General features: G+C 64.6%; 20 protein-coding genes and 3 pseudogenes. 14 read left to right on the top strand and 9 right to left on the bottom strand.

Annotated elements, in window-relative coordinates; genetic code table 11:
- Positions 1-95: 95 nt before the first annotated feature.
- Positions 96-1,376, bottom strand: coding sequence for a flavin-dependent oxidoreductase (locus IVB28_RS25205; protein ID WP_247529774.1), 1,281 nt, complete (start codon positions 1,374-1,376; stop codon positions 96-98).
- A 126-nt stretch (positions 1,377-1,502) separates the two neighbouring features.
- Between IVB28_RS25205 and IVB28_RS25200 the strand changes: the two genes are divergently transcribed.
- Positions 1,503-2,123, top strand: coding sequence for a glutathione S-transferase family protein (locus IVB28_RS25200; protein WP_247529773.1), 621 nt, complete (start codon positions 1,503-1,505; stop codon positions 2,121-2,123).
- A gap of 107 nt (positions 2,124-2,230) precedes the next feature.
- Here the strand turns inward: IVB28_RS25200 and IVB28_RS25195 are convergent, their stop codons facing one another.
- A complete protein-coding gene (locus IVB28_RS25195) occupies positions 2,231-3,154 on the bottom strand; it encodes a LysR family transcriptional regulator (RefSeq protein ID WP_247529772.1) in 924 nt (307 codons plus the stop codon).
- A gap of 90 nt (positions 3,155-3,244) precedes the next feature.
- On the opposite strand from IVB28_RS25195, the gene IVB28_RS25190 reads away from it, so the two are divergent.
- The 3 genes and pseudogenes from IVB28_RS25190 to IVB28_RS25180 form a co-directional block, all read left to right on the top strand.
- Complete coding sequence (locus IVB28_RS25190; RefSeq protein WP_247529771.1) at positions 3,245-3,688, top strand: nuclear transport factor 2 family protein; 444 nt, start codon at positions 3,245-3,247, stop codon at positions 3,686-3,688.
- A 58-nt stretch (positions 3,689-3,746) separates the two neighbouring features.
- Positions 3,747-3,908 carry a DUF1127 domain-containing protein gene (locus tag IVB28_RS25185; RefSeq protein ID WP_247530166.1) on the top strand — a complete coding sequence of 54 codons (162 nt, stop codon included), beginning with the start codon at positions 3,747-3,749 and terminating at the stop codon, positions 3,906-3,908.
- A gap of 126 nt (positions 3,909-4,034) precedes the next feature.
- A pseudogene (locus IVB28_RS25180) lies at positions 4,035-4,389 on the top strand (methyl-accepting chemotaxis protein); the annotation flags it as partial.
- A 57-nt stretch (positions 4,390-4,446) separates the two neighbouring features.
- On the opposite strand, the gene IVB28_RS25175 reads toward IVB28_RS25180, so the two are convergent.
- The 3 genes from IVB28_RS25175 to IVB28_RS25165 all read right to left on the bottom strand — a co-directional run bounded on the left by IVB28_RS25175 (position 4,447) and on the right by IVB28_RS25165 (position 6,804).
- Complete coding sequence (locus IVB28_RS25175; RefSeq protein WP_247529770.1) at positions 4,447-5,133, bottom strand: glutathione S-transferase family protein; 687 nt, start codon at positions 5,131-5,133, stop codon at positions 4,447-4,449.
- 131 nt (positions 5,134-5,264) lie between these two features.
- The gene (locus IVB28_RS25170; RefSeq protein WP_247529769.1) at positions 5,265-5,591 is read right to left on the bottom strand and encodes a hypothetical protein; all 327 of its coding nucleotides are present in this window, start codon (positions 5,589-5,591) and stop codon (positions 5,265-5,267) included.
- Between the two features lie 82 nt (positions 5,592-5,673).
- Positions 5,674-6,804: a site-specific DNA-methyltransferase gene (locus IVB28_RS25165; RefSeq protein ID WP_276576216.1), complete on the bottom strand. Its 1,131-nt coding sequence runs from the start codon at positions 6,802-6,804 to the stop codon at positions 5,674-5,676.
- Between the two features lie 412 nt (positions 6,805-7,216).
- Between IVB28_RS25165 and IVB28_RS25160 the strand changes: the two genes are divergently transcribed.
- Together IVB28_RS25160 and moaB are read left to right on the top strand one after the other, a co-directional pair.
- A complete protein-coding gene (locus IVB28_RS25160) occupies positions 7,217-8,155 on the top strand; it encodes a neutral zinc metallopeptidase (protein WP_247529766.1) in 939 nt (312 codons plus the stop codon).
- Positions 8,156-8,318: 163 nt separating this feature from the next.
- Positions 8,319-8,882: a molybdenum cofactor biosynthesis protein B gene (gene moaB / locus IVB28_RS25155; protein ID WP_247529764.1), complete on the top strand. Its 564-nt coding sequence runs from the start codon at positions 8,319-8,321 to the stop codon at positions 8,880-8,882.
- 201 nt (positions 8,883-9,083) lie between these two features.
- On the opposite strand, the gene IVB28_RS25150 is transcribed toward moaB, so the two are convergent.
- Together IVB28_RS25150 and IVB28_RS25145 are read right to left on the bottom strand one after the other, a co-directional pair.
- The gene (locus IVB28_RS25150; RefSeq protein WP_247529762.1) at positions 9,084-10,013 is read right to left on the bottom strand and encodes a helix-turn-helix domain-containing GNAT family N-acetyltransferase; all 930 of its coding nucleotides are present in this window, start codon (positions 10,011-10,013) and stop codon (positions 9,084-9,086) included.
- Between the two features lie 62 nt (positions 10,014-10,075).
- Positions 10,076-10,651, bottom strand: coding sequence for a glycosyl transferase (locus IVB28_RS25145; RefSeq protein WP_247529760.1), 576 nt, complete (start codon positions 10,649-10,651; stop codon positions 10,076-10,078).
- 328 nt (positions 10,652-10,979) lie between these two features.
- Between IVB28_RS25145 and IVB28_RS25140 the strand changes: the two genes are divergently transcribed.
- Positions 10,980-11,819: an RMD1 family protein gene (locus IVB28_RS25140; RefSeq protein ID WP_247529758.1), complete on the top strand. Its 840-nt coding sequence runs from the start codon at positions 10,980-10,982 to the stop codon at positions 11,817-11,819.
- 125 nt (positions 11,820-11,944) lie between these two features.
- Here IVB28_RS25140 and IVB28_RS25135 read toward each other — a convergent pair.
- Positions 11,945-12,314, bottom strand: a pseudogene (locus IVB28_RS25135) (phosphoketolase); the annotation flags it as partial.
- Positions 12,315-12,521: 207 nt separating this feature from the next.
- Here IVB28_RS25135 and IVB28_RS25130 point away from each other — a divergent pair.
- The 4 genes and pseudogenes from IVB28_RS25130 to IVB28_RS25115 all read left to right on the top strand — a co-directional run bounded on the left by IVB28_RS25130 (position 12,522) and on the right by IVB28_RS25115 (position 16,544).
- On the top strand, positions 12,522-13,700 hold the full coding sequence (locus IVB28_RS25130; protein ID WP_247529756.1) for a PA0069 family radical SAM protein: 1,179 nt from the start codon (positions 12,522-12,524) through the stop codon (positions 13,698-13,700).
- Positions 13,701-13,720: 20 nt separating this feature from the next.
- Positions 13,721-13,858 (top strand): annotated as a pseudogene (locus IVB28_RS25125) (VOC family protein); the annotation flags it as partial.
- 73 nt (positions 13,859-13,931) lie between these two features.
- On the top strand, positions 13,932-14,792 hold the full coding sequence (locus tag IVB28_RS25120) for a ribonuclease HII (protein WP_247529754.1): 861 nt from the start codon (positions 13,932-13,934) through the stop codon (positions 14,790-14,792).
- A 243-nt stretch (positions 14,793-15,035) separates the two neighbouring features.
- Positions 15,036-16,544, top strand: a complete 1,509-nt coding sequence (locus IVB28_RS25115) for a glycosyltransferase family 39 protein (RefSeq protein WP_247529752.1) — start codon at positions 15,036-15,038, stop codon at positions 16,542-16,544.
- Positions 16,545-16,688: 144 nt separating this feature from the next.
- Here the strand turns inward: IVB28_RS25115 and IVB28_RS25110 are convergent, their stop codons facing one another.
- Positions 16,689-17,495, bottom strand: a complete 807-nt coding sequence (locus IVB28_RS25110) for a uracil-DNA glycosylase (protein WP_247529750.1) — start codon at positions 17,493-17,495, stop codon at positions 16,689-16,691.
- A gap of 135 nt (positions 17,496-17,630) precedes the next feature.
- On the opposite strand from IVB28_RS25110, the gene IVB28_RS25105 reads away from it, so the two are divergent.
- The 3 genes from IVB28_RS25105 to IVB28_RS25095 all read left to right on the top strand — a co-directional run bounded on the left by IVB28_RS25105 (position 17,631) and on the right by IVB28_RS25095 (position 22,372).
- Positions 17,631-19,292: an electron transfer flavoprotein-ubiquinone oxidoreductase gene (locus IVB28_RS25105; protein ID WP_247529748.1), complete on the top strand. Its 1,662-nt coding sequence runs from the start codon at positions 17,631-17,633 to the stop codon at positions 19,290-19,292.
- A gap of 294 nt (positions 19,293-19,586) precedes the next feature.
- On the top strand, positions 19,587-21,383 hold the full coding sequence (locus tag IVB28_RS25100; protein WP_247529746.1) for a tetratricopeptide repeat protein: 1,797 nt from the start codon (positions 19,587-19,589) through the stop codon (positions 21,381-21,383).
- A 104-nt stretch (positions 21,384-21,487) separates the two neighbouring features.
- Positions 21,488-22,372 (top strand): 4-(cytidine 5'-diphospho)-2-C-methyl-D-erythritol kinase, encoded by an 885-nt coding sequence (locus IVB28_RS25095; RefSeq protein WP_247529745.1) that lies wholly within the window; start codon positions 21,488-21,490, stop codon positions 22,370-22,372.
- Positions 22,373-22,378: the final 6 nt, after the last annotated feature.

Raw genomic sequence — 22,378 nt, 5'->3', positions numbered from 1 at the left:
ACCCCTTCACCCGGATTGCATCTTCCATGCAATCCGACCTCTCCCCGCAAGCGGGGCGAGGTGAAGAGGAGCACGCGGCTCGATGAGTGGCTAACTCACGCTCCCACCCGCCGCGCATCCTTGCTCACGATCGGCGGCTTCGCGTTCAGTGCTTCCACCTGGAAACCCGCGACGCGCTTGTAGTTGGCGGCAACATCCTCCAGCTCCTGCTGCGACAGCACGTCGGTGACGACGTTGTAGCCGTCGGGCGCGCGTTCCTCGACGAGCTGCATCACCTGTTCGGGACCGTTCTTGCGGTTGAGCAGGACGAGGTTGGTGGTCGCGGGCCGGCGCTCGGCCTCATAGGCGAGTAGCGCCGCGCTCGTCGGTCCATGAGCGAGCATCTCGCGAGTGATGGTGCGGGCATCGAGGATCGCCTGCGAGGCGCCGTTCGATCCGATCGGATACATCGGGTGCGCGGCATCGCCCATCAGCGTGACCTTGCCAAAGGTCCATTGCGACACCGGATCGCGGTCGACCAGCGGATATTCGTAGGCGTGCGGGCAGTTCTTGATCAGACCAGGCACGTCGAGCCAGTCGAACTGCCAACTCTCGAACCAGGGCAGAAACTCTTCCAGGCGCGCGGTACGGTTATAGTCCTCGCGCCGCCACTGATAAGTCGGCGGCATGTGGCGCTCGGCGACCCAGTTGATCAGATGGTTGCCTTCGGCATCCGGCTCCTTCGAGATCGGATAGCAGACGAATTTCAGGATCTCGTGTCCGGCCATGATCATGGTGCGGCCGGTGAGGAAGGCTTTTGCCGGCGTGACGCCGCGCCAGAGGATGCGGCCGTTCCAGAGCGGCGGGCCTTCATTGGGATAGAGCTTTTCGCGCGCCGCGGAATGGATGCCGTCGGCGGCGATAAGGATTGCCCCGTCGAAAGTCCCTGCGGCCTTGCCGGTTGCCCTGTCGATGAAGTCGGCGCGAATGCCGGCGGCCGTCTCGGTCCAACCGGTCAGATGATGGCTGGTGAGGATGTTCTCGCGGCCGAGCCGCTCGATGGCGGTGTCGAGCAGGAGCTGCTGCAGCGTGCCGCGATGGATCGAGAATTGCGGCCATTTGTAGCCGGCTTCGAGCCCGCGCGGCTCGCTCCAGATCGGATTGCCGTGCTTGGAGAAATAGGCGAGCTCGCGCGTCCGCACGCCGCTGGCGTCCAGTCTGTCCATCAGGCCGAGCTCGATCAGTTCGCGCACCGCATGCGGCAGCACGTTGATGCCGACGCCGAGCGGCTTCAACTCGGCGACGCTCTCGAACAGTTTTACGGGAATGCCGATCTGGTGCAGGCTGAGCGCAAGCGTCAGCCCGCCGATGCCGCCACCGGCGATGAGTACGGTCATGACAAAATCCCCTCCGGTTGACGGCGTCTTGGCACGCCGGGCGGCGGTGGGCAACTGCGAAGAGGTCGGCTATGGACGGCGCGGCGGGGGGCCGTTAACCTCTGGTTTTCCTCCATGAGGTCCGCCATGCTCAAGCTGTACTACGCCACCGGCACCTGTGCGCTCGCCACCTACATCACCCTGGAGGAGGCCGGCGCCGACTACACGGCTGAACGGCTGAGCTTCAAGGACAACCAGCAGACCAGCCCGGACTATCTCGCGATCAACCCGAAGGGCCGCGTGCCGGCGCTAGTGACCGATCGCGGCGTCCTCACCGAGACGCCGGCGATGCTGGCTTACCTCGCGCAGACCTTTCCCAAGTCGAAGCTCGCGCCGCTCGACGATCCCTTCGACTTCGCCCAGGTGCAGTCGTTCAACTCCTATCTCTGCTCGACCGTGCACATCAACCATGCCCACAAGATGCGCGGTGCGCGCTGGGCGACGCAGGAGAGCTCGTTCGCCGACATGAAGGCGATGGTCCCGAAGACCATGGCCGCCTGCTTCTCCCTGATCGAGCAGAAGATGTTTCGTGGGCCCTGGGTGATGGGCGATCAGTTCACGATCTGCGATCCCTATCTCTACACGCTCTCGACCTGGCTCGAAGGCGACAGCGTCGATATCAACGCCACGCCGAAGATCGCCGACTATTTCAAGCGCATGTCGGATCGGCCCGCGGTGCGCAAGGTGATGGACGCGCAGAAGGCGTAAAACACGCCGGCTTCGTAGGGTGGACAAAGGCGCGCAGCGACGTGCTCACGTTCTCTTCCGATCGAGACAGATGGTGGGCACGCTTCGCTTTGCCCACCCTACAGCAGCTACGAGAGCTTGCGCGTGGCCTTCTCCAACTCCCGTCCCGTTTCCAGCATCAGCCGCCGCAACCAAATTGAGCCGGGATCCATCTGCGCGCGGGTCGGATGGAACATGAACTGCTCGTCGATTCCTGGGTCGAGCGGCGGCCTCACCGCGAGGAGCCCGAGCTGTTTCGACAGTGCTGCGATCAACCGGCGCGGCACGAAGGCGACGAGGTCGGTACGGGCCGCGACGTGCAGCGCTTCAAGATAGCCTGACACGACCAGCGCGATGTGCCGCTCGATGCCCTTGGCCCGCAGCCAAGTGTCGATGAGATCCTCGGGCTGGCCGCGGATGACTACGCCGACATGGCGTGCGGCCAGGAACGCCTCGCGCCGTTTCAGCTTGGTGCCGATGGGATGGCCGCGCCGGACTGCCAGCGCGTCACTATCGGTATAGAGCAATTGGCGGTGAAACCCCTTGAAGGCATTGCCGATCGAGATCACGAGGTCGATGGTGCGGGCGAACTCGGTGTGGAAGATCGCAGGTCCCCGCCACGGCACCACGTCGATGCGGACGTTGGGCGCAAGACGCGTCACCTTCTCCATCAGCGGCGGCATCAGCAGCTCGACCGCCAGGTCCGGCATCATCAGGCGGAATTGCCGCTCGCTGCGTGCCGCGTCGAAATCGTCGGGCACGAACAGTCCGCGTACCTGGTCGAGCGCCTGAGCGAGCGGCGCGCGCAGGGCCTGCGCCCGCGGCGTCAGCTCCATGCGCGCGCCGGTGCGCACCAGCAGCGGATCGCCGAGAATGTCGCGCAGGCGCTGCAACGCATGGCTGGCTGCCGGCTGGGACAGGCCCATCCGGAGCGCGGCGCGACTGACGCTGGCCTCGCGCAGCAATGCGTCGAGTGCGGTCAGCAGGTTGAGGTCAAGCGAATTCAAATTCATGACGTGAATACATATCATATTTAGTATCGATTTGAAGAATGCAGATCGGCCGGCGATGCTCTCCGCGTTCTCACCAAAGGAGATGTCGCCATGAGCGCGAGCGCCAACAAGAGACTGATGCAGGATATTTTCGCCGCCGCCGCCAATCCCGATCCGGCCGCGCGCGATCGCGCCCTGTTCACCACAAGCCTTGCCGAGGATGCCAAATGGGTCGTGACCGGCCAATATTCCTGGTCGCGCACCTTTGCGGGCAAGGAGGCGATCCTCAACGATCTGCACGGCTATGTGCGCACCCGCCTGCGCGACCGCACGCGCACGGTCGCGCACCGCTTCATCGCCGACGGCGATGTGGTCGTCGTGGAGGCCAAGGGCGACAACGTCACGCCTGAGGGCGTGCGCTACGACAACGACTATTGCCTGGTGTTTCGTCTCGAGGACGGCAAGATCAAGGAAATCCGCGAGTACTGCGACTCCATCCTGACCGAGAGGGCGCTGGGCCCGTTTCCGCAAACGGCCGCGCGGGCCGCGGGCTGACGGCTTGAGCGCCATCTGGTCTGCCAACTGGCGGCGTCCGTCTCGATTTGCATGGGCCGTGTCGGTCTGGCGAACGCTGGCGGAGACCGTCCGGATCCGACGGCGGCGCTCTCGCCAGCGCTGCCAACTCGCCGCCATGAGCGAGCGGGAGCTTCAGGACTGCGGGATGACCCGTTCGGAGGTCGAGTATGAGCTGAAGATGCCCACCCCGCGAAGATGAAAATAGAGGGGAGGGATCGGGGCCGCAAATTGCAAGCAGGCCACCGCCTGATACGCACGCATCAGCGCGCCCCATGGAGACATCTGCATAGGGCCGCGCGCTTTGCGCATAGGAGTGGCGCAACCGGCTAAGGCGACCGGCGAGATCGGGCAGCAGACCGCGACCATCCAGGCCGCCACCGAGCAGTCGGTCGGCGCCATCAGGGAGATCAGCGGCACCATCGAGCGACTGTCGGAGATCTCCTCTGCGGTCGCGGGCGCGGTGGAGCAGCAGGCGCGGCCACGCAGGAAATCTCGCGTAACGTGCTGCAGGCCGCTCCGGGCACCCAGCGCGTCTCGACAATATTGGTGACGTGCAGCGTGAGGCGTCCGAGACCGGCTCAGCCTCCTCGCAGGTGCTCTCGGCGCGCTTGCTGTCGGCCGACAGCAACCGCCTCAAGCTCGAGGTGAGGAAGTTCCTGAACTCGGTCCACGCCGCCTGAACTGAAAAGCAAAGGGCCACGCGCAAGCGCGTGGCCCTTCATTGCGGCGTGGCGCGATCAGGCGACCTTGGTCGTCATGTGCTTGAACATGTTGGCTCTCGCCTCATCGTCCATCTCGGCCTTGAAGGTGAACTTGTCCTTCAGGGCAATCGCGCGCGCCGCCGCCGGGCGCGCCGAGATCTCGTCCACCAACTGCTTCACGTTCGGGTATCGCGCAAAGGCGTCGTCGCCTAGCTTGAACGGCAGCATCCGCGCCCAGCCCCACAGCGCCATGTCGACGATCGAATAGCTACCGCCGACCATGTAGCGGCTGCCCTTCAGGTGGCTGTCGAGAATCTTGTAGTGGCGATCGGTCTCGTACTGGTAGCGATTATGGGCGTAGTCGTGGTTCTGGTCCTTCGGCGCAAAATGCTTGAAGTGCACCGCCTGGCCCGAATACGGCCCGACGCCGGTCGCGATGAACATCAGCCATGACAGCGTCTCGCCGCGCACGCTGGCTGAGGGCAGGAACTTGCCGGTCTTCTCGGCGAGGTAGAGCAGGATGGCGTTCGAATCGAACACGATCGTCCCATCGTCATCGATCGCCGGCACCTTGGCGTTCGGGTTGATCTTCAAATAGTCCGCCTTGAATTGCTCGCCCGTGCGGGTGTCGATCTTCACCGGTTCGTAGGGCAGGCCGGACTCTTCGAGGTAGAGCGCGACCTTGGTCGGGTTCGGCGAACCGTTGAAATAGAATTTGAGCATTATAGATCTCCCCAGTGTTTCTTGCCGAGAGCGAACGCAGCGTCATCGCCGCGGGGTCGTCTTCTCTTGCCGAACCTTCTGAGGGAGAGCAACCGCCGAGTTTGCCGGGCGGTATCTGCGCCCTGCGCAGATCAGCCGGGGTAACAAAGGCCGATCGCCGCCGTGATGACCATCGCCGCGCCGACCGCCTCCAGGCGCAACCCGAGCCGTGCGGCAAGATGCATGTCGCCGGCCCGCGCCTTGCGCTCCGATCCGCGCGAATAGCCGTGAACGATGACGTCGTGATTGAAATTGTCGTGAGCCTCGTTGCTGCTGGCAAGCCCGACGCAGATCACCAGCACGCCGAACAGCGCGAGACCGAAGAGTCCGAGCAGGGCTATCAGGAACATCGGAAACATGCCGACCAGGAAGATCGGCAGCAGCGGCACCAACAGCAATGTTTCGGACTGTCGTCGCATCGGAGCCGGCCCGTCAGGACGGAGGCTGATAGGGGGACTCTAGTCCTGATGGTGGCGGCAATCAATGACCGAAGCGAGGAAACTACAGCGCCGCCATGCCGGCGCGGATTTCGGCGCGCAACTCGTCGATCAGCTTGAGACCCTTCTTGGTCTCGATGTGCCAGAACGTCCAGCCGTTGCAGGCCTGCGCGCCTTGCGCCACCGCGCCGATGCGGTGAATCGAGCCGACCTTGTCGCCGAACATGATGGCGCCGTCGGCGCGCACCAATGCGCCGAGCTTCTTCTTGGCGTCGAACAGCTTGGTACCGGGCATGATCATGCCGCGCTCGATCAGCTCGGAGAACGCCACCCGCGGCGCTTCGCGCGCGGTCATGAACGGGGCGAGGCTTGCCTCCGGGAGCGGCTCGATCGCGGCGATGCGCGCTTCGGCGGCCTTGGCGTAGATCTTGTCGCGCTCGAAGCCGATATAGGAGCGGCCGAGACGTTTTGCGACCGCACCGGTGGTGCCGGTGCCGTTGAACGGATCGATCACGAGATCGCCGGGCTTGGACGAGGACAGCAGCACGCGCGCGAGCAGGCCTTCCGGCTTCTGCGTCGGATGCACCTTCTTGCCGTCGGCGCCCTTGAGGCGCTCCTCGCCGGTGCAGAGCGGGATCAGCCAGTCGGAGCGTGCCTGCACGTCCTCATTGGCGGCCTTCAGCGCCTCGTAATTGAACGTGTAGCCCTTGGCCTTTTCGTCGCGCGCGGCCCAGATCATGGTCTCGTGCGCGTTGGTGAAGCGGCGGCCGCGAAAATTCGGCATCGGATTGGTCTTGCGCCAGACGATGTCGTTCAGGAGCCAGAAGCCGAGGTCCTGCATGATCGCGCCGACGCGGAAGATGTTGTGATAGGAGCCGATCACCCAGATCGTCGCCGACGGCTTCATCGCGCGGCGGGCGGCCAGCAGCCAGGCGCGGGTGAAATCGTCATAGGCGGAGAATGAATCGAACTTGTCCCAGTCGTCATTGACGGCGTCGACATGGGATTCATCGGGGCGCTTGAGATCGCCCTTGAGCTGGAGATTGTAGGGCGGATCGGCGAATACGAGATCGACGCTACCTGCCTGAAGCTTCGACATCTCGGCGACGCAATCGCCGAGAATGATACGATGCGACGGAGACTCGAAATTTGTGCGGGGCGCCCTTGCAGACGCCCCGCGACGCGACTCTACCATGACTCAAGAACTCTGACTCAGGCGACGCTGTCGGCGACGCGGGACCAAACAACCGACTGACCGTTACATTGAAGCGGCAAAGTAAAAATCGACTTAACCCGCCGCTGTCGTGAGCAGGCCTCGCGTCACGGTTTGCACGTGCGTCGTCGTGCGTATTCGCCGCGTTTTATAGTGTGTTTTGCAATTCCGGGGGCGCGGGACAAGCTCAGGCTTCAAAGGAGCTCCAAATTTCTCTCGGAAAAAATTGCTCGATCCTCGGAAAAAATTGCTGCCATCGGCATGTTGCCGCACTAGGCAATTTTTGCCGACCACGATATTGATAAAGGCAACGGAAATTTTACGTGTGTGGCGCGTTGAGCTTTCGCGCTCCTGCGTCTGAACGACGCCAATCGAGGACTGAGGGAAACCCGCCATGCGCTACGATGATTTCCGCCGCAGCGACGACATCGAGGATCGTCGCGATGATGGTGGCGGCGGTGGTGGAGGGGGCGGGTTCGGCCTGCCCATGGGCGGCGGCGGGCTCGGCATCGGCACCATCATCGTGCTCGGCCTGGTCGGCTACGCCTTCGGCATCGATCCGCGGATCCTGATCGGCGGCGCCGAGATCCTGACCGGCGGCGGCCAGGCGCCGTCGTACCAGACCGATCGCCAGTCGTCGCCCAACGCCAAGCGCGGCGCGCCGGCCGACGAGATGGGCAGCATGATCTCCGGCATTCTCGGCGAGATCGACGACCGCTGGACCGAAATCTTCCAGGCCTCCGGCCAGTCCTTTACCGGTCCGAAGGTCGTGCTGTTCCGCAACGTTACCAATGGCGGGCGCTGCGGCCGCGCAGAGTCCGCGATGGGACCGTTCTATTGTCCGCCCGACAGGACCATCTTCCTCGACACGGGTTTCTTCCGCGAGGTCGAGACGCGTTTTCGCGGCTGCTCCGGCAAATCCGCCTGTAACTTCACCACCGCCTACATCATCGCGCATGAAGCCGGCCATCACATCCAGAACCTGCTCGGCATCATTCCGCGCGTGACGCGGCTGCAGCAGCAGGCCGGCTCGAAGGCGGAAGCGAACGCGCTCCAGGTGAAGGTCGAATTGCAGGCCGACTGCCTGTCCGGCGTCTGGGTCAATCGCGAGGCGAAGAAGCGTCCGAACTTCCTCGAGGCCGGCGACATCGACGCCGCGCTGACCACGGCGAGTGCGATCGGCGACGACACGCTGCAGCGCCAGGCCACCGGGCGCGTCGTGCCGGATTCCTTCACGCATGGCTCGGCCGCGCAACGCAAGCAGTGGTTCATGACCGGCTATCAGCAGGGCACGGTTCAGGCCTGCAATACGTTCGGCGCGGGGCAGATGTAACGATGGTTTCGTGGCCCGGTCGCGGCGCAGCGCTTCTTCATCGGTGCGCTGGCGAGCCGGGGCCCACAACGCCGGCGCCTCTGTGATTCACGAGCATGGGTCCCGGCTCTGCGACGCACCGCTGACGCGCTGCATCGCGTCCGGGACGCGAGAGGAAAGAGCAATGCCCTCCATCGACGAAACCAAACAGTTCATTCCGCTCAACATCGCGGTGCTCACCGTCTCGGACACGCGTGCGCTCGCGGAGGATAAATCCGGCCAGACGCTTGCGGACCGTCTCACCGCTGCGGGCCATCATCTGGCCGCGCGCGAGATCGTCACCGATGATGTCGAAGCGATCCGCACCGTGATCCGCCGCTGGATCGCGGATGCGGGCGTCGACGTCGTCATCACCACCGGCGGCACCGGTTTTACGGGACGCGACGTCACGCCGGAGGCGATCGAGCCGCTGTTCGAGAAGCGCATGGATGGTTTCTCGATCGCATTCCACATGCTGAGCCACGCCAAGATCGGGACGTCGACGATCCAGAGCCGCGCCACTGCCGGGGTGGCGGGTGCGACCTATATCTTCTGCCTGCCAGGCTCCCCCGGCGCCTGCCGCGACGGCTGGGACGGTATCCTCGCAGCCCAGCTCGACTACCGCACGCGGCCCTGCAATTTCGTCGAGATCATGCCGAGGCTGGACGAGCATCTGCGCAGGCCAAAGGCGCAAGGCGCGACGGTGTAAGCGCGCTTTCTTCCGTTCCCCCCCTTGTGTGGGGAAGGTGGCGCGAGGTGCCGGATGAGGGGTTCTCTCTGCGCGCACATTGCGAGAGAGTTCGTGCGCGGAGACAACCCTCACCCAAGGGAGCTTGTGTCACCTGCGACGCTGCCCTCTCCCACAAGGGGCGAGGGCGCATTCATGCGCGTCTCGCTGGTTGCGAGAGCGCTACAGATCCCGCTCCCAGGTCTCGCCGATCAGATCGGCGCCGAAGCTGTGGTGCTTCTCTTCCTTCACGAGCTGAAAGCCTGCACTTTGATAGATGCCGCGCGCGGCCACCAGGATGCTCTGAGTCCACAGCGTCATCTTGCTGTAGCCCCTCTCGCGGGCGCCTCGGATGCATTGATCGACCAGCGCGCGACCGACGCCGAGGCCCCGCGCTTTCTTCTCCACCTGCAACAGCCGCAGCTTGGCGACCTCGTCCGTGGCCTTGACCAGAAAGATCGAGCCGACTGGCTCGCCACCCACCTCCGCGATCCAGCAGTGCTCGCGCGCGCCGTCGTAGTTCTTGATGAACTGTGCGCAGATCTCGGCGACCAGCGCCTCGTAGCTGATGTCCCAATTGTAGTCCGCCGCATAGGCGGCGGCCTGGCGGGAGATGACCCACCCCATGTCGCCGACCCGATGGCTGCGCAGCATGACAGCCGCGGGCTGACTGCGACGTTGCTCCAGCACAGCCTCAATGGTCGCCATGGCCTGCGTGAGCCGCGCCGCATCGCTGGCTGAAAGCTGAGCCAGCATGGCGGCGACCTCGTTTTGCGAGCTCAGGTTCAGCTTGGCGTAGGCTTGGCGGCCCTTCGCGGTGAGGCTGAGCTGGTATTGCCTGCGATCTGCGGCCAGGGGCTTTCGCGTGACGAGCCCCTGTTCGTCGAAGTTTTGGACGATGCGGCTGAGATAGCCGGGGTCGAGACCAAGCTCAATACCGATGTCTTTTGCGGCCAGGTCGTCGTGATGCGCGAGTTCATAGAGCACGCGCGCCTCGCTGAGCGAGAGCCCGGTCTTTCCAAGATGCTGGTCGAGCACACCGAGCTTGCGGGTATAGAAGCGGTTGAAGGCGCGAACCGCTGCGATCTGCTCGTCTGTACCATTGATGGCCATGGCTCACCTCAATATTTGCCATTTTCAATTAATTATTTGACTTTGGCAAGTGTCAGGTGGGTTCAGCCGGTCATGACGATCCGGCTGCGCAGCATGGTCCGTGACGAGCGGCCGAGCCGCCGCAGCAGCCGGGCCTCGGAGCGGCGAGCTTGGGGCGGGTAGCCGCCGATCCGGTCGTAATGATCACGGGCGATCAAAAGTCCCTGATCGCTGAGGGGACCGATGAGCTTGCGCACCACGGCCCAGAACGTATCCCGCAACCGGGTCTCGGCGTAGGGCGAGCGCGCATAGCGGAACACCGCCGCGCGATCGCGTCCGCTGGACGCGACGCTCTGGATGAACTGGGTCGTCTCCTCGATCCAGCCGGTGTCCAGCACTGCGCCTGCGGGGAGGAACATCAGCCAGGGCGAACGGGCCTGGAGCGCGCCGGCCGCGAGCGCCGCCCCCTGCGAGGACCCTTCGAAACCGACGAAACGGCAGCCGGCAACGTCGGCGACGCGTTCGATGACGCCGTTGCGTGTGCCGTCGACAAGGAGCACTTCCTTGATGATGCCCGCGGCGGCACCGGGCACCAGCGCGGCCAGAGTCGCCACCGCTGTCTGCTCGACACCTTCGGTCGGTATGATGACGCTCAGCATGATTGAGGCTTCAGTGTCCGCATTTCGGGAGAAGCGTAGTCCGTTGTGATGCTGTCATAAACCCGCGACGGCGCCGAGCGCAACTTTTCGGCGGGGTCTCGTGTTGGATGGTAAACTGCCAGAACCATCGCACCCAAATATGTCCCCTGCGGGGTGGCAATGTTGCGGAATATTTCGGCGCGGGCTCGCTGTCCCAGTATTAATCCGGAGTTTGGCTTCGATATTGCGCGCCGTGCAGGCAATCGCAATCCTGCAAGCGGACGGTGCGTGACAACCGACGGCGGAAACAGGAGAGGCCTGCAATCCGCGATGCTGACGAGAGCTTCACATGAACGCCGATCAAATTGCTGTTAGTGCTCCTGCAACATCATCGAAGCCGCACGGCGCGCCGACGTTGCGAATCCGTGCGGTGATGCTCGGCGAACGCATCAATCCGTCCGGGCTCGAGCTCGGCGCGCTCGTCTCCTCGACGCCGGCCGCCTTCCGCGTCCATGCGGGCCTCGTCGTGATTTTCCGCTACGGCGTCGTCGTGCTGATCGGCTTGCTGCCTTCGGAGGAGAAGGTGCTGACCGACAACCTGAAGTGTCGCGTGACCGGCGAGCTCAGTCCGTACGAGGAAGAGATCGCACAGGCGCAGCTCTGCAAGGACGAGGACGCCGAAGCGGTCCAGCCGGGCGGTCCGATCTGCCTCTCGAAATTCTCCGACGATCGGCTGCTGCTGGTTGCCGATGCGCTCGCCAAGAGCACGTCGCTGGCGCGCGATGAGCGCCGCGTCGCCGCGGTCTTCGATGTGATCGAGCCCTTTGCGCGGGAGCTCGCCGAACATGGCCGCACGCCGCGCCGGCGCAGGGGCATCCTGCAACTGATCGGCAATGCACTGCTGGTGCAGCAGCGCGTCGCCGGTCGCGTCGCTATCGCCGAGAAGCCCGACGTGCTCTGGGAGAAGCCCGAGCTCGACCGACTCTATTCCCGTCTTGAGGACGAGTACGAACTGCGGGAGCGCCTCGACACCCTCGAGCGCAAGCTCACTGCGGTCTCGGAGACTGCCAACGCACTCACCGACATCATCGACACCCAGCGCTCGCTGCGACTTGAGATCGCGGTGGTGGTGCTGATCGTGATCGAGGTGGCGATCGGGTGTTTTCAGATCCTGTCAGGGATGCATTAGTTTAGCTCTGCGAGCCAGATGCGCGTTCCTGTGCCCTCGCTCCTTGTGGGAGAGGCCAGCGAGGCGATGAGACACGAACTAACTGGGGTGAGGGGTCATCTCCGCGTACCCATTTGCATATGTGAGCGGTACAGCTTGCGCAGTCCGTCGGTATCGCGCGCGATGTCGGGATAAATCTCGCTGTAGCTGCCTTCCAGATAGGTGTTGGCGACCATGCCCGGCCCGCCATGCCCCGGGGCCGCAGACGTAGAGCACGTTGAGGTCCAGTGCGCGGATCACGCGGTTAAGATGGGCATAGATGAAGTTCAGGCCGGGCGTCGTGCCCCAATGGCCGAGCAAACGCGGCTTGATGTGCTCGGGGCGCAGGGGCTGGCGCAGCAGCGGATTGTCGAGCAGGTAAATTTGCCCGACAGAGAGATAGTTTGCGGCGCGCCGGTAGCGATCGAGGAGACCGAGGTCGCTGCTCGCAGCAGCTATTCTTTGTTGAATTGTCATGTTCCTGACGACCTTCACCCAGCGATCGTCACCAACATTGTTCCGCGACGATTGATCCGGACCGGCATCAAACGAAATCGCGATGACGGCCGTGTTGCGTGAGGTCAAAGAATCGCACCCGAAATTGGGCGGCAGCTTCGCCTGGGTTTGTTTTTAGTTTTTCGTTTGTGTTCTTGATTTGTTCCTTTGGCGTGCTATCTTGGCTTCATGAGTCCAGCAGCATCCTCTCATGCTCTCAAGCACCCGCCGGTCACGGCGCCCTCCGAGCCGGCGGGTGCGGACTCTGATCTTCACGCCGATTTTCCCGAGCTTGGCGTCGCCATCGACCGCGCGCGCAGGCGAGGGCGGGGTGCGCAGTCCAATGCCAGCGGCCGCTATGAGGCCGAGGCGCGCATCGCCTTCGACGATGGCTGGCAGAGCCTGGAAGAACTGCCGCCGTTCAAGACCAGTGTGGGGGTCGATACGTCGCGCAAGGTGATCACCCGCAACGATTCTCCCGATATCGGCTTCGACGGCTCCATCAATCCCTATCGCGGCTGCGAGCACGGTTGTGTCTACTGCTTTGCCCGGCCGACCCATGCCTATCTCGGCCTGTCGCCGGGGCTCGACTTCGAGTCAAAACTGTTCGTCAAGCCTGAGGCGCCGGCTCTCCTCGAGAAGGAACTCGCCGCGACCGGCTATGAGCCGCGGATGATCGCGATCGGCACCAATACCGATCCCTACCAGCCGATCGAGCGCGAGCGCAAAATCATGCGCGGCATCCTCGAAGTTCTGGAGCGTGCCGGCCATCCCGTCGGCATCGTCACCAAATCGGCGCTGGTGGTGCGCGACATCGACATTCTCGCGCGGATGGCCAAGCGCAACCTCGCCAAGGTCGCGATCTCGGTCACCTCGCTCGATCCAAAACTGGCGCGCACCATGGAGCCGCGGGCCTCGACGCCGCCGAAGCGGCTGGAGGCGCTCAAGCAGCTCTCGGACGCCGGCATTCCGACCACGGTGATGGTCGCGCCCGTGATCCCCGCGCTGAACGATTCGGAGATCGAGCGCATTCTCGATGCCGCCGCCCATGCCGGCGTCAAGGAAGCCTCCTATGTGCTGCTGCGGCTGCCGCTGGAGGTGCGCGATCTCTTCCGCGAATGGCTGATGGCCAACTATCCGGATCGCTATCGCCACGTCTTCACGCTGATCCGCGACATGCGCGGCGGGCGCGACTACGACGCGAAATGGGGCGAGCGGATGAAGGGCACGGGACCCATGGCCTGGACCATCGGGCGCCGCTTCGAGATCGCCTGCGACAGGCTCGGGCTGAACAAACGGCGCTCCAAGCTGACGACGGATCACTTTGCGCGGCCGAAGCGGAACGGCGATCAGCTCAGCCTGTTCTGAGCTGGCAAGTGGAAGAGGTGCTGATGAAAGCCGCGCACGAGACCGATTACGGCGGCTATTCCGGTTATTTCGCTGATCCCGACGGCCATCCTTGGGAGATCGTGGTCGCGCCCGGCATCGATGTCGGCGAGGACCGGCGGGTGCATCTGACGGAGTAGGGCCAGCCTGAATAGCGGGAATTGTCTGGGGTTCCCGGTTGCGCAGGCCGGGGCGCTTGCGCACCATCCGCCCATGATTCGGGACAAGTCCATCAGGAAGCCGGCCAAGGATGCGCCAAAGCAGGACGCTGCCAAGAAGGCCGCGCCTGCCAAAGCGGCCAAAGCCGCCGCGGCAAAGGTTTTGACGGGAAAGCGCGCCGGCAACAAAGGCATCATTGCCGTCACTCCCCCAAGCTTTCGTCGCGAGCGCGCGCTGATCAAGCGCGGCGTCTGGCCCGTCGCCGGCTGCGACGAGGCCGGCCGCGGGCCGCTGGCAGGTCCAGTGGTGGCAGCCGCGGTCATTCTCGACCCCGACCGCATCCCGCGCGGCATCGACGATTCCAAGCGCCTGACTGCCGAGGAGCGTGAAAGGCTGTTCGACAAGATCTGTGCGACCGCGCAGGTCTCCGTTGTCGTCGCTTCGCCCTCGCGAATCGATCGCGACAACATCTTGCGCGCCTCATTGTGGGCGCTGAAGCGCGCCGTTGTGGCGCTGCCGGAGGCGCCCAGGCATGTCTTCGTCGATGGCCGCGACCGGCTCGACACCGAATGCGACTGCGAGGCCGTGATCGGCGGCGATGGCATCGTTGTGTCGATCGCTGCGGCCTCCATCATCGCCAAGGTGACGCGTGACCGCCTGATGTGCGCGCTGGCGCAGGACTGCCCCGGCTACGGCTTTGAGCAGCACAAGGGCTATGCCGTCCCCGAGCACCTCGACGCGCTCGACCGCCTCGGCCCCTCCGTCCACCATCGCCGCTTCTTCGCTCCGGTCGCGGCCGCGCGTGCCAAGCACATGCCCTGGACGGTGGAGCCGGTGCGGGACCTGTTCCCGGTCACAGAGGTCGAGGTGCAGGTGGAAGCGAGCGTTGAGGTCGGCGCTTCCACGGGTCTCTAGGACTCCATAACCACAAGATCCGCTGCGGACACCTCGCCTCTCCCGGCTGCGGGGAGAGGCCGTTGCAACCAAGATGCATTCCGGGCGAGGGGGCTCTCCGCGAATCCAACCGTCACCGTCCGTGTGGAGCCTCGCGGGAAAGCGAGCAGACCGAAGTTGCCAGGGCGCGCAGCGCCCTTTATCAAAACAGATGTGAGCGAATAGGGCCGGCTGGACGGGTTGGCTGCATCTTTCGGACGTTGCATGCGGTTTACCTCCCTGGTCATCGAGCTCATTCGCGCCCGGCCGCGGCTGATCGTCTGGATCGTCGTGCTGCTCCAGGCCGCGATGTGGCTGTTCGTGGCGCTGGCGTTCTACCGCAGCCCGCCCGGCACCTTGGCGACCCTGCTGGCTTTCGGACGCGAATACCAGGTCGGCACCGACCTCGGTCCGCCCTTGCCGGTCTGGCTCGCCGACATCGCCTATCGCGCCGCCGGCGGCCACATGTTCGGCGTCTATGTGCTCGCCGAGCTCTGCGAGATCGCGACCTTCATTGCGCTCTTTCATCTGTCCCGCGCCGTGGTCGGCTCGCAGCAGGCGGTGCTCGCCGTGCTGCTGACCATGACGGTGCTCGCCTTCTCCTCGTCGGCGCTCGACTTCGGCCCCCTCATTCTGGCCCGGCCGCTCTGGGCGCTGCTGCTGCTGCACTCCTGGCAGATCATCGGCCAGCGCCGCGGCAATGCCTGGTTCGCCTGGTCCATCGAGGCCGGTCTCCTGTTGCTGACGACGCCCGCGGCGATCTTCCTCCTGTTGCTGCTCGTCGTGTTCGCGGTCTCGACCGCAGGCGGCCGCCGAACGCTGCGCGCGCTCGATCCGCTGTTTGCGCTGATCGTCGTAGCGGTTCTGGCGCTGCCCTATGCGGTCTGGCTGATGCGGTCCGAGACGCTTGCGATGCCCGCCTTGCCGCAAGTCGGGGAGCTGAGTGCGCGCGCCCTGCACGCGGCCTGGCTGCTTGGCGGCCTGGTACTCGGGGCTGCCGCGATCCCGGCGCTGACCTTCCTCAACAGCGGGCTGTTCGCCACCAAGGGCGAGGAGCCGCCGATCATCTTCCGGCCGCCGGTTGCGCCGCTCGCGCGCAACTTCGCCTATTTCTTCGCGCTCGCCCCAGTGCTGGGCGCAGTGCTGATCTCCGGCCTGCTCGGGCTCGAGTCCGTGGTCGGCGGCGCCGGCGTGCTGCTGGTCATGTCCGGGCTTGCCGTGGTGGTCGCGGCCGGGGATCTCATCGCGATGCGGCGCGCGCGGATGCTGCGCATGGTGTGGGCCGCTGCCGTCGTGGCGCCGGCCGTGGGCGTCGCGCTCGCCGTCTTGTTGTTGCCCTGGACCGGCGCCAACGAGATCGCGACGTCTATGCCGGCGCGTGCGATCTCGGATTTCTTCGACGAGAGCTTTGCCCGCCGCACGAATCACCGCCTGCGCGCGGTTGCCGGCGAGACCCAGCTTGCGAGCCTGATCACGTTGCATCCTGGCCGGCCGCATCTGTTCATCGACGCCGACCCCGCGCGGACCCCGTGGATGAGCCAGGCCAAATTCAGCGAGACCGGCGGCGTCGTGGTCTGGCGCGCCTCCGATACCGCCGGCACGCCGCCGCCGGAGATCCTCAAACGCTTTCCAGGCATCGTGCCGGAAGTGCCGCGCGCCTTCGAATGGCTGGTGACGGGTCGGCAGCAATTGCTTCGGATCGGCTGGGCCATCGTGCGACCGAAGGGGACGTAGGTCTCGTGCCCCGGACGCTGCGCAGCACGAAGTGACACGCTGCAGAGCCGGGGCCCATCTCTCCACGCTACACTGTGTTGCTTTCCGGGTCCCGGCTCTGCGGAGCGTCACTGCGTGCCGCACCGGGTCCGGGACACGAGCGCATTACCCCGCCAGCACCTTCGCGATCGCCCGCAGATCCTGCCAGGCCAGTCGCTTGTAGGACGGCGAGCGCAACAGATACGCCGGATGGAACGTCGGCAGCGCGCGGATTGTGCGCTGGCCCGTCTCGTAGTCGAACCAGCGCCCGCGGGTACGCATGATGCCCTCGCGCGTGCCCAGCAGTGTTTGCGTCGAGGGATTGCCGAGTGTCACCAGCACGTCGGGATTCACCAGCTCGATCTGGCGCTGGATGAAGGGCAGGCAGATCTGCGTCTCCTGCGGCGTCGGTGTGCGGTTGCCGGGCGGCCGCCAGGGAATCACGTTGGCGATATAGGCGGTGCTGCGGTTGAGGCCTATGGCGCCTATCATTAAATCGAGCAGCTTGCCGCTGCGCCCGACGAAGGGCAGGCCTTCGATGTCCTCGTCGCGGCCCGGAGCCTCGCCGACGAACATGATGCGCGCCTGCGGGTTGCCGTCGGCGAACACCAGCCGCGTCGCGGTGTGCTTCAGCGCGCAGCCCTCGAAGCTTTGCATCAATTCGCGCAGCGCCTCCAGCGTCGGTGCGGTGCGCGCGGTCTCGCGTGCGGACGCGATTGCGACGTCGGGGGCAGGGGCGACCTCGCCGCGCATCACCGTCGGCGCGGTGATCGGCCGCGGCGCCTCGACCGGCGGTGCCACGCGCGGGGGCGCGGGGGGAGCATCCAATTCCGCCAGGCGGTCGATCGGTTCCTCCGCGAGCGCGCAATCGACACCCGCCTCCAGATAGAAGGCAAGAAGCTCGCGGACGGTGGGTGCGGGTTCGGCTATCATGAGAAAGTCTGACTATTAGTTCAGTCTAAGGCGCCTTGCATCCCAGCGGAACGCATTTCCGTGGTTGTCCTACCCGGAAAAATCGGAAACAAGAGGGCCAAACGACCAAGGAACCGTCTCAAGGGCTGAGATCAGATGAGCACCGAAGAACTTCCCCCGCGCGAATCCATGGAATTCGACGTCGTCATCGTCGGCGCCGGCCCCTCGGGTCTGTCCGCCGCGATCCGGCTGAAGCAGCTCAATGCCGATCTCAATGTCGTCGTGGTGGAAAAGGGCTCCGAGGTCGGTGCGCATATCCTCTCCGGTGCCGTAATCGACCCGGCCGGGCTCGACAAGCTGATCCCGGACTGGCGCCAGGATTCCGACTGTCCCCTCAAGACGCAGGTCAAGGACGACCGCTTCTTCTGGTTCACGGAGACCAGCGCGATCAAGCTGCCGAATTTCATCATGCCGCGGCTGATGGATAACCATCACTGCTATATCGGCTCGCTCGGCAATGTCTGCCGCTGGCTGGCCCGCAAGGCTGAGGCCCTCGGCGTCGAGGTCTATCCCGGTTTTGCCGCGACTGAAGTGCTCTATGACGACAATGGGGCGGTGCGCGGCATCGCCACCGGCGACATGGGGATCGGACGGGACGGCAAGCCGAAGGACTCCTTTACCCGCGGCATGGAATTGCTCGGCAAGTACACGCTGTTCGCCGAAGGCGCCCGCGGCAGCCTCTCGAAGCAGCTGATCGCGAAATACGCGCTCGACACCAAGAGTGAGCCGCCGAAATTTGGCATCGGGCTGAAGGAAGTCTGGCAGATCGATCCGGCCAAGCATCAGAAGGGGCTGGTGCAGCACGCCGTTGGCTGGCCCTTGAACAACAACACCGGCGGCGGCCTGTTCTTCTACCATTATGACGAGAACCTGGTGTCGATCGGCTTCGTCGTTCATCTCAACTACAACGACCCCTATTTGTCGCCATTCGACGAATTCCAGCGCGTCAAGAACCATCCGGCCGTCCGCGCGACGCTTGAAGGCGGCAAGCGGCTGGCTTACGGCGCGCGCGCAATCACCGAAGGCGGGTACCAGTCGGTGCCGAAACTCAGCTTCCCCGGCGGCGCGCTGATCGGCTGCGCGGCTGGCTTCGTCAACGTGCCCCGCATCAAGGGCGTGCACAATGCCATGGGTACCGGTATGCTCGCGGCCGAACATGTTCACGCGGCTCTCGCTGCGGGCCGCGGCAATGATGAACTGATCGAATACGAGAACGCTTGGCGCGATTCCGTCGTCGGTAAGGACCTCTATCCTGTCCGCAACGCCAAGCCGTTGTTGTCGAAGTTCGGCACCTTCATCGGCGCCGGGCTCGGCATCTTCGACATGTGGTGCAACACGCTGTTCGGCGGCTCGCTGTTCGGCACCCAGTCGCACGCCAAGCCCGATCGCGCCACGCTCGATCCGGCCAAACAGCACGCCCCGAAAAACTATCCGAAGCCGGATGGCAAGATCTCGTTCGACAAGCTGTCCTCCGTGTTCCTGTCCAACACCAATCATGAGGAGGACCAGCCGGTCCATCTCAAGGTCACGGACATGAACCTGCAGAAGACCTCCGAGCATGACGTGTTCGCTGGTCCTTCGAATCGCTATTGCCCGGCCGGCGTCTATGAGTGGGTCGAGGAGGGATCAAGCCCGCGTTTCCAGATCAACGCCCAGAACTGCGTTCACTGCAAAACCTGCGACGTGAAGGATCCCAACGGTAACATCACCTGGGTTCCCCCAGAGGGCGGCGGCGGTCCGAACTACGAGGCGATGTAAGAGTAGGCCAAGAAGAGGGCTGCCCCTCGAAGGTGATCCGGCGCACGTTCGCGTGAGGATGGGGCCGCGACCCCCGGTCGCGGCCACGATAAGGCCACAGTAGCGGCGTCTTGGGGCTCCTCTTGGCCGGTTTGGGACGTGCGGAGGGGATCGTCCGGCCCGAATCCTTGCGGCGAAGCGCCAAAAGCGGCATTGTCGGCCCGACGGTTCCGGGTCCCCATGCCACCGGCCGCGTTCGCATGCGATGCGGCCTCTGCTGCAAACCCAGGCACTACCAACTCAAGGCGAGCCCTGATGTTTTCAAATCGTTTCAACCGCTGGACTGTTGCCGCCATCGCCCTCATGGGCACAGCGATCGCGACCGTCCCCGGCAGGGTCCTGGCGCAGACGCCGGATCATCCGGAGAATACGGCGGCGCAGTTTCCGACCCGAAATGATCTGAAGTCGCTCACCGGTGCCGGCAGCTATCTTGCCGCCCGCCATGCCAGCGTCGAGCGCGACGCGGCCTCTGCCGCCGCGTTCTACCGCTCGGCCCTGCGCACCGATCCCAAGAACAACGAGCTGCTCGACCGCGCCTTCATCTCGTCGGTCGCCGACGGCGACATTGATGAGGCGGTCAAGCTCGCCGAGCGCGTGCTCACCATCGACAAGACCAACCGCGTCGCGCGTCTCGTGGTCGGCGTGCATGATCTCAAGGTGAAGAAGTACGCGGCCGCGCAAACCAATATCAACCAGTCGATCCGCGGTCCGATCACCGATCTCGTCGCCACACTGCTGTCGGGTTGGGCCGCCTACGGTGCGGGCGATGCCAAGGGCGGTGTCGCGACCATCGACAAGCTGGCAGGTCCCGAATGGTATCCGCTGTTCAAGGACCTTCACGCCGGCATGATCCTCGAGCTCTCCGGCAAGGAGAAGGACGCCGGCATCCGCTTCGAGCGCGCCTACAAGCTCGACGATTCCATGCTGCGCGTGAGCGAGGCCTATGCGCGCTGGCTGTCGCGCAACAAGGATTCCGCGGCCGCGACCACCGTCTATCAGGCCTTCGACAAGAAGCTGGCGCGTCACCCGCTGATCCAGGAGGGCCTGCGCGAGACCAAAGCAGGCAAGAAAATGCCGCCGCTTGCCGATTCCGCCCAGGCCGGCGCCGCTGAAGCGCTCTACGGCATCGGCGCCACGCTGACCCGCCGCGGCGGCGAGGATCTGGCGCTCGTCTACCTCCAGCTCTCGCTCTACCTCCAGCCGACGCATCCGCTGGCGCTGCTTTCGCTCGCTGATCTCTACGAATCGGTGAAGCGGCCGCAGATGGCGATCAAGGTGTATGAGCGCGTGCCGTCGAGCTCTCCGCTCAAGCGCAACGCGCAGATCCAGCTCGCCATCGATCTGGATTCCGCCGACCGCACCGATGAGGCGATCAAGATCCTCAAGGGTGTCACCACGGAGGATGCCAAGGACCTCGAAGCGATCATGGCGCTGGGCAACATCCAGCGCGGCCGCAAGAAGTTCGGCGACTGCGGCGCGACCTATTCGCAAGGCGTCGACGTGCTGCCGGCCGGCAACGACAAGGCCAACAGCGTCTGGTACTATTATCGCGGCATCTGCGAGGAGCGCTCCAAGCAGTGGGCCAAGGCCGAGGCCGACATGAAGAAGGCGCTCGAGCTGCAGCCCGACCAGCCCCACGTGCTCAATTATCTCGGCTATTCCTGGATCGACCAGGGCGTGAACCTCGACGAAGGCATGAAGATGATCAAGCGTGCCGTCGAGCAGCGCCCCGACGACGGCTACATCGTCGACTCTCTCGGCTGGGCCTATTACCGCATCGGCAATTACGAGGAAGCGGTGAAGAATCTCGAGCGCGCGATCGACCTCAAGCCCGAGGATCCCACCATCAACGATCACCTTGGCGATGCCTATTGGCGGGTCGGACGCACGCTGGAAGCCAAGTTCCAGTGGGCGCATGCGCGCGATCTCAAGCCCGAGCCGGATGAGCTGCCTAAGATCGAGGCCAAAATCGCCAACGGGCTGACCGACGACAATTCGAACTCTTCGGCCGCGCAGGCGGACAAGAAGAAGGACGACGGCAAGGGCGGCTAGGCTGGCGCATGATCCGGACCCGAAGGGCCGCGCTAGCGCAAAGTGCGTAGCGGTTTTCCGATAAGACATGCGCGACAAACAAGTGAGTTGGGGGCGTGTCGCCGATGCCGGCGTTGATTGAAGAAGGACGGGCGAAGGTCAATCTCAGCCTTCGCGTCGTCGGCCGTCGCGCCGATGGCTATCATGATCTCGAAAGCGTGGTCGCGTTCGCCGATTGCGCGGACCGGCTGACGCTGGAGCCGGGCGGCGAGCTGAAGCTCACCACCACCGGGCCGCTGGCCGACGCCTGCGGCGATACGTCCGACAATCTCGTGTTCAAGGCTGCCAAGCTGTTGGCCGAGGCCGTGCCGGGCCTGAAGCTGGGCGCGTTCGCGCTCGACAAGGTGCTGCCGGTTGCCGCCGGCATCGGCGGCGGCTCTGCGGACGCTGCGGCGGCGCTGCGGCTCCTGGCGCGTCTCAACAATCTGCCGCTCGATGATCCCAGGCTCCAGAAGGTCGCGCTCGCGACCGGCGCCGATGTGCCGGTGTGCCTCGTCTCGCGCGCCTGCGACATGACCGGCGTCGGCGAGCAGCTGCTGCCGCTTGCACTGCCGAGCATGCCGTGCGTGATGGTCAATCCGCGCGTACCCGTTGCCACCAAGGACGTCTTCCAGGCGCTGGGTCTGCGCAACGGTCAATTGCTGGTCGGCGTGACCGATGTCATCCGCGCGCCGGCCTGGCCCGAAGAGGGCGGATCGATTTCCGATTGGGTCGACGTTCTCGAAACCGTCGCCAACGATCTGGAAGCGCCTGCGCTGCGGATCCAGCCCCTGATCGGCGAGGTGCTCGACGCGCTTCGCGATTCCGCCGGCGTCAAGCTCGCCCGCATGTCCGGCTCGGGCGCGACGTGTTTTGCGATCTATGGCTCAGCCGCCGATGCGCATACCGCCGCCGAAAAGATCCGGCGCGACCACCCGGGTTGGTGGGTGCATGCGGGGACGTTGGGCTAATATTTC

The sequence above is a fragment of the Bradyrhizobium sp. 199 genome (assembly GCF_023073355.1).
Taxonomy (GTDB): domain Bacteria; phylum Pseudomonadota; class Alphaproteobacteria; order Rhizobiales; family Xanthobacteraceae; genus Bradyrhizobium.
This window is presented reverse-complemented; position numbering and strand designations above follow the sequence as displayed.

Bases quoted from the DNA above. Each gene is read 5' to 3' on its own strand.
- IVB28_RS25205 (WP_247529774.1), bottom strand. From the start codon at position 1,376: ATGACCGTACTCATCGCCGGTGGCGGCATCGGCGGGCTGACGCTTGCG.
- IVB28_RS25200 (WP_247529773.1), top strand. From the start codon at position 1,503: ATGCTCAAGCTGTACTACGCCACCGGCACCTGTGCGCTCGCCACCTAC.
- IVB28_RS25195 (WP_247529772.1), bottom strand. From the start codon at position 3,154: ATGAATTTGAATTCGCTTGACCTCAACCTGCTGACCGCACTCGACGCA.
- IVB28_RS25190 (WP_247529771.1), top strand. From the start codon at position 3,245: ATGAGCGCGAGCGCCAACAAGAGACTGATGCAGGATATTTTCGCCGCC.
- IVB28_RS25175 (WP_247529770.1), bottom strand. From the start codon at position 5,133: ATGCTCAAATTCTATTTCAACGGTTCGCCGAACCCGACCAAGGTCGCG.
- IVB28_RS25170 (WP_247529769.1), bottom strand. From the start codon at position 5,591: ATGCGACGACAGTCCGAAACATTGCTGTTGGTGCCGCTGCTGCCGATC.
- IVB28_RS25165 (WP_276576216.1), bottom strand. From the start codon at position 6,804: ATGGTAGAGTCGCGTCGCGGGGCGTCTGCAAGGGCGCCCCGCACAAAT.
- IVB28_RS25160 (WP_247529766.1), top strand. From the start codon at position 7,217: ATGCGCTACGATGATTTCCGCCGCAGCGACGACATCGAGGATCGTCGC.
- moaB (WP_247529764.1), top strand. From the start codon at position 8,319: ATGCCCTCCATCGACGAAACCAAACAGTTCATTCCGCTCAACATCGCG.
- IVB28_RS25150 (WP_247529762.1), bottom strand. From the start codon at position 10,013: ATGGCCATCAATGGTACAGACGAGCAGATCGCAGCGGTTCGCGCCTTC.
- IVB28_RS25145 (WP_247529760.1), bottom strand. From the start codon at position 10,651: ATGCTGAGCGTCATCATACCGACCGAAGGTGTCGAGCAGACAGCGGTG.
- IVB28_RS25140 (WP_247529758.1), top strand. From the start codon at position 10,980: ATGAACGCCGATCAAATTGCTGTTAGTGCTCCTGCAACATCATCGAAG.
- IVB28_RS25130 (WP_247529756.1), top strand. From the start codon at position 12,522: ATGAGTCCAGCAGCATCCTCTCATGCTCTCAAGCACCCGCCGGTCACG.
- IVB28_RS25120 (WP_247529754.1), top strand. From the start codon at position 13,932: ATGATTCGGGACAAGTCCATCAGGAAGCCGGCCAAGGATGCGCCAAAG.
- IVB28_RS25115 (WP_247529752.1), top strand. From the start codon at position 15,036: ATGCGGTTTACCTCCCTGGTCATCGAGCTCATTCGCGCCCGGCCGCGG.
- IVB28_RS25110 (WP_247529750.1), bottom strand. From the start codon at position 17,495: ATGATAGCCGAACCCGCACCCACCGTCCGCGAGCTTCTTGCCTTCTAT.
- IVB28_RS25105 (WP_247529748.1), top strand. From the start codon at position 17,631: ATGAGCACCGAAGAACTTCCCCCGCGCGAATCCATGGAATTCGACGTC.
- IVB28_RS25100 (WP_247529746.1), top strand. From the start codon at position 19,587: ATGTTTTCAAATCGTTTCAACCGCTGGACTGTTGCCGCCATCGCCCTC.
- IVB28_RS25095 (WP_247529745.1), top strand. From the start codon at position 21,488: ATGCCGGCGTTGATTGAAGAAGGACGGGCGAAGGTCAATCTCAGCCTT.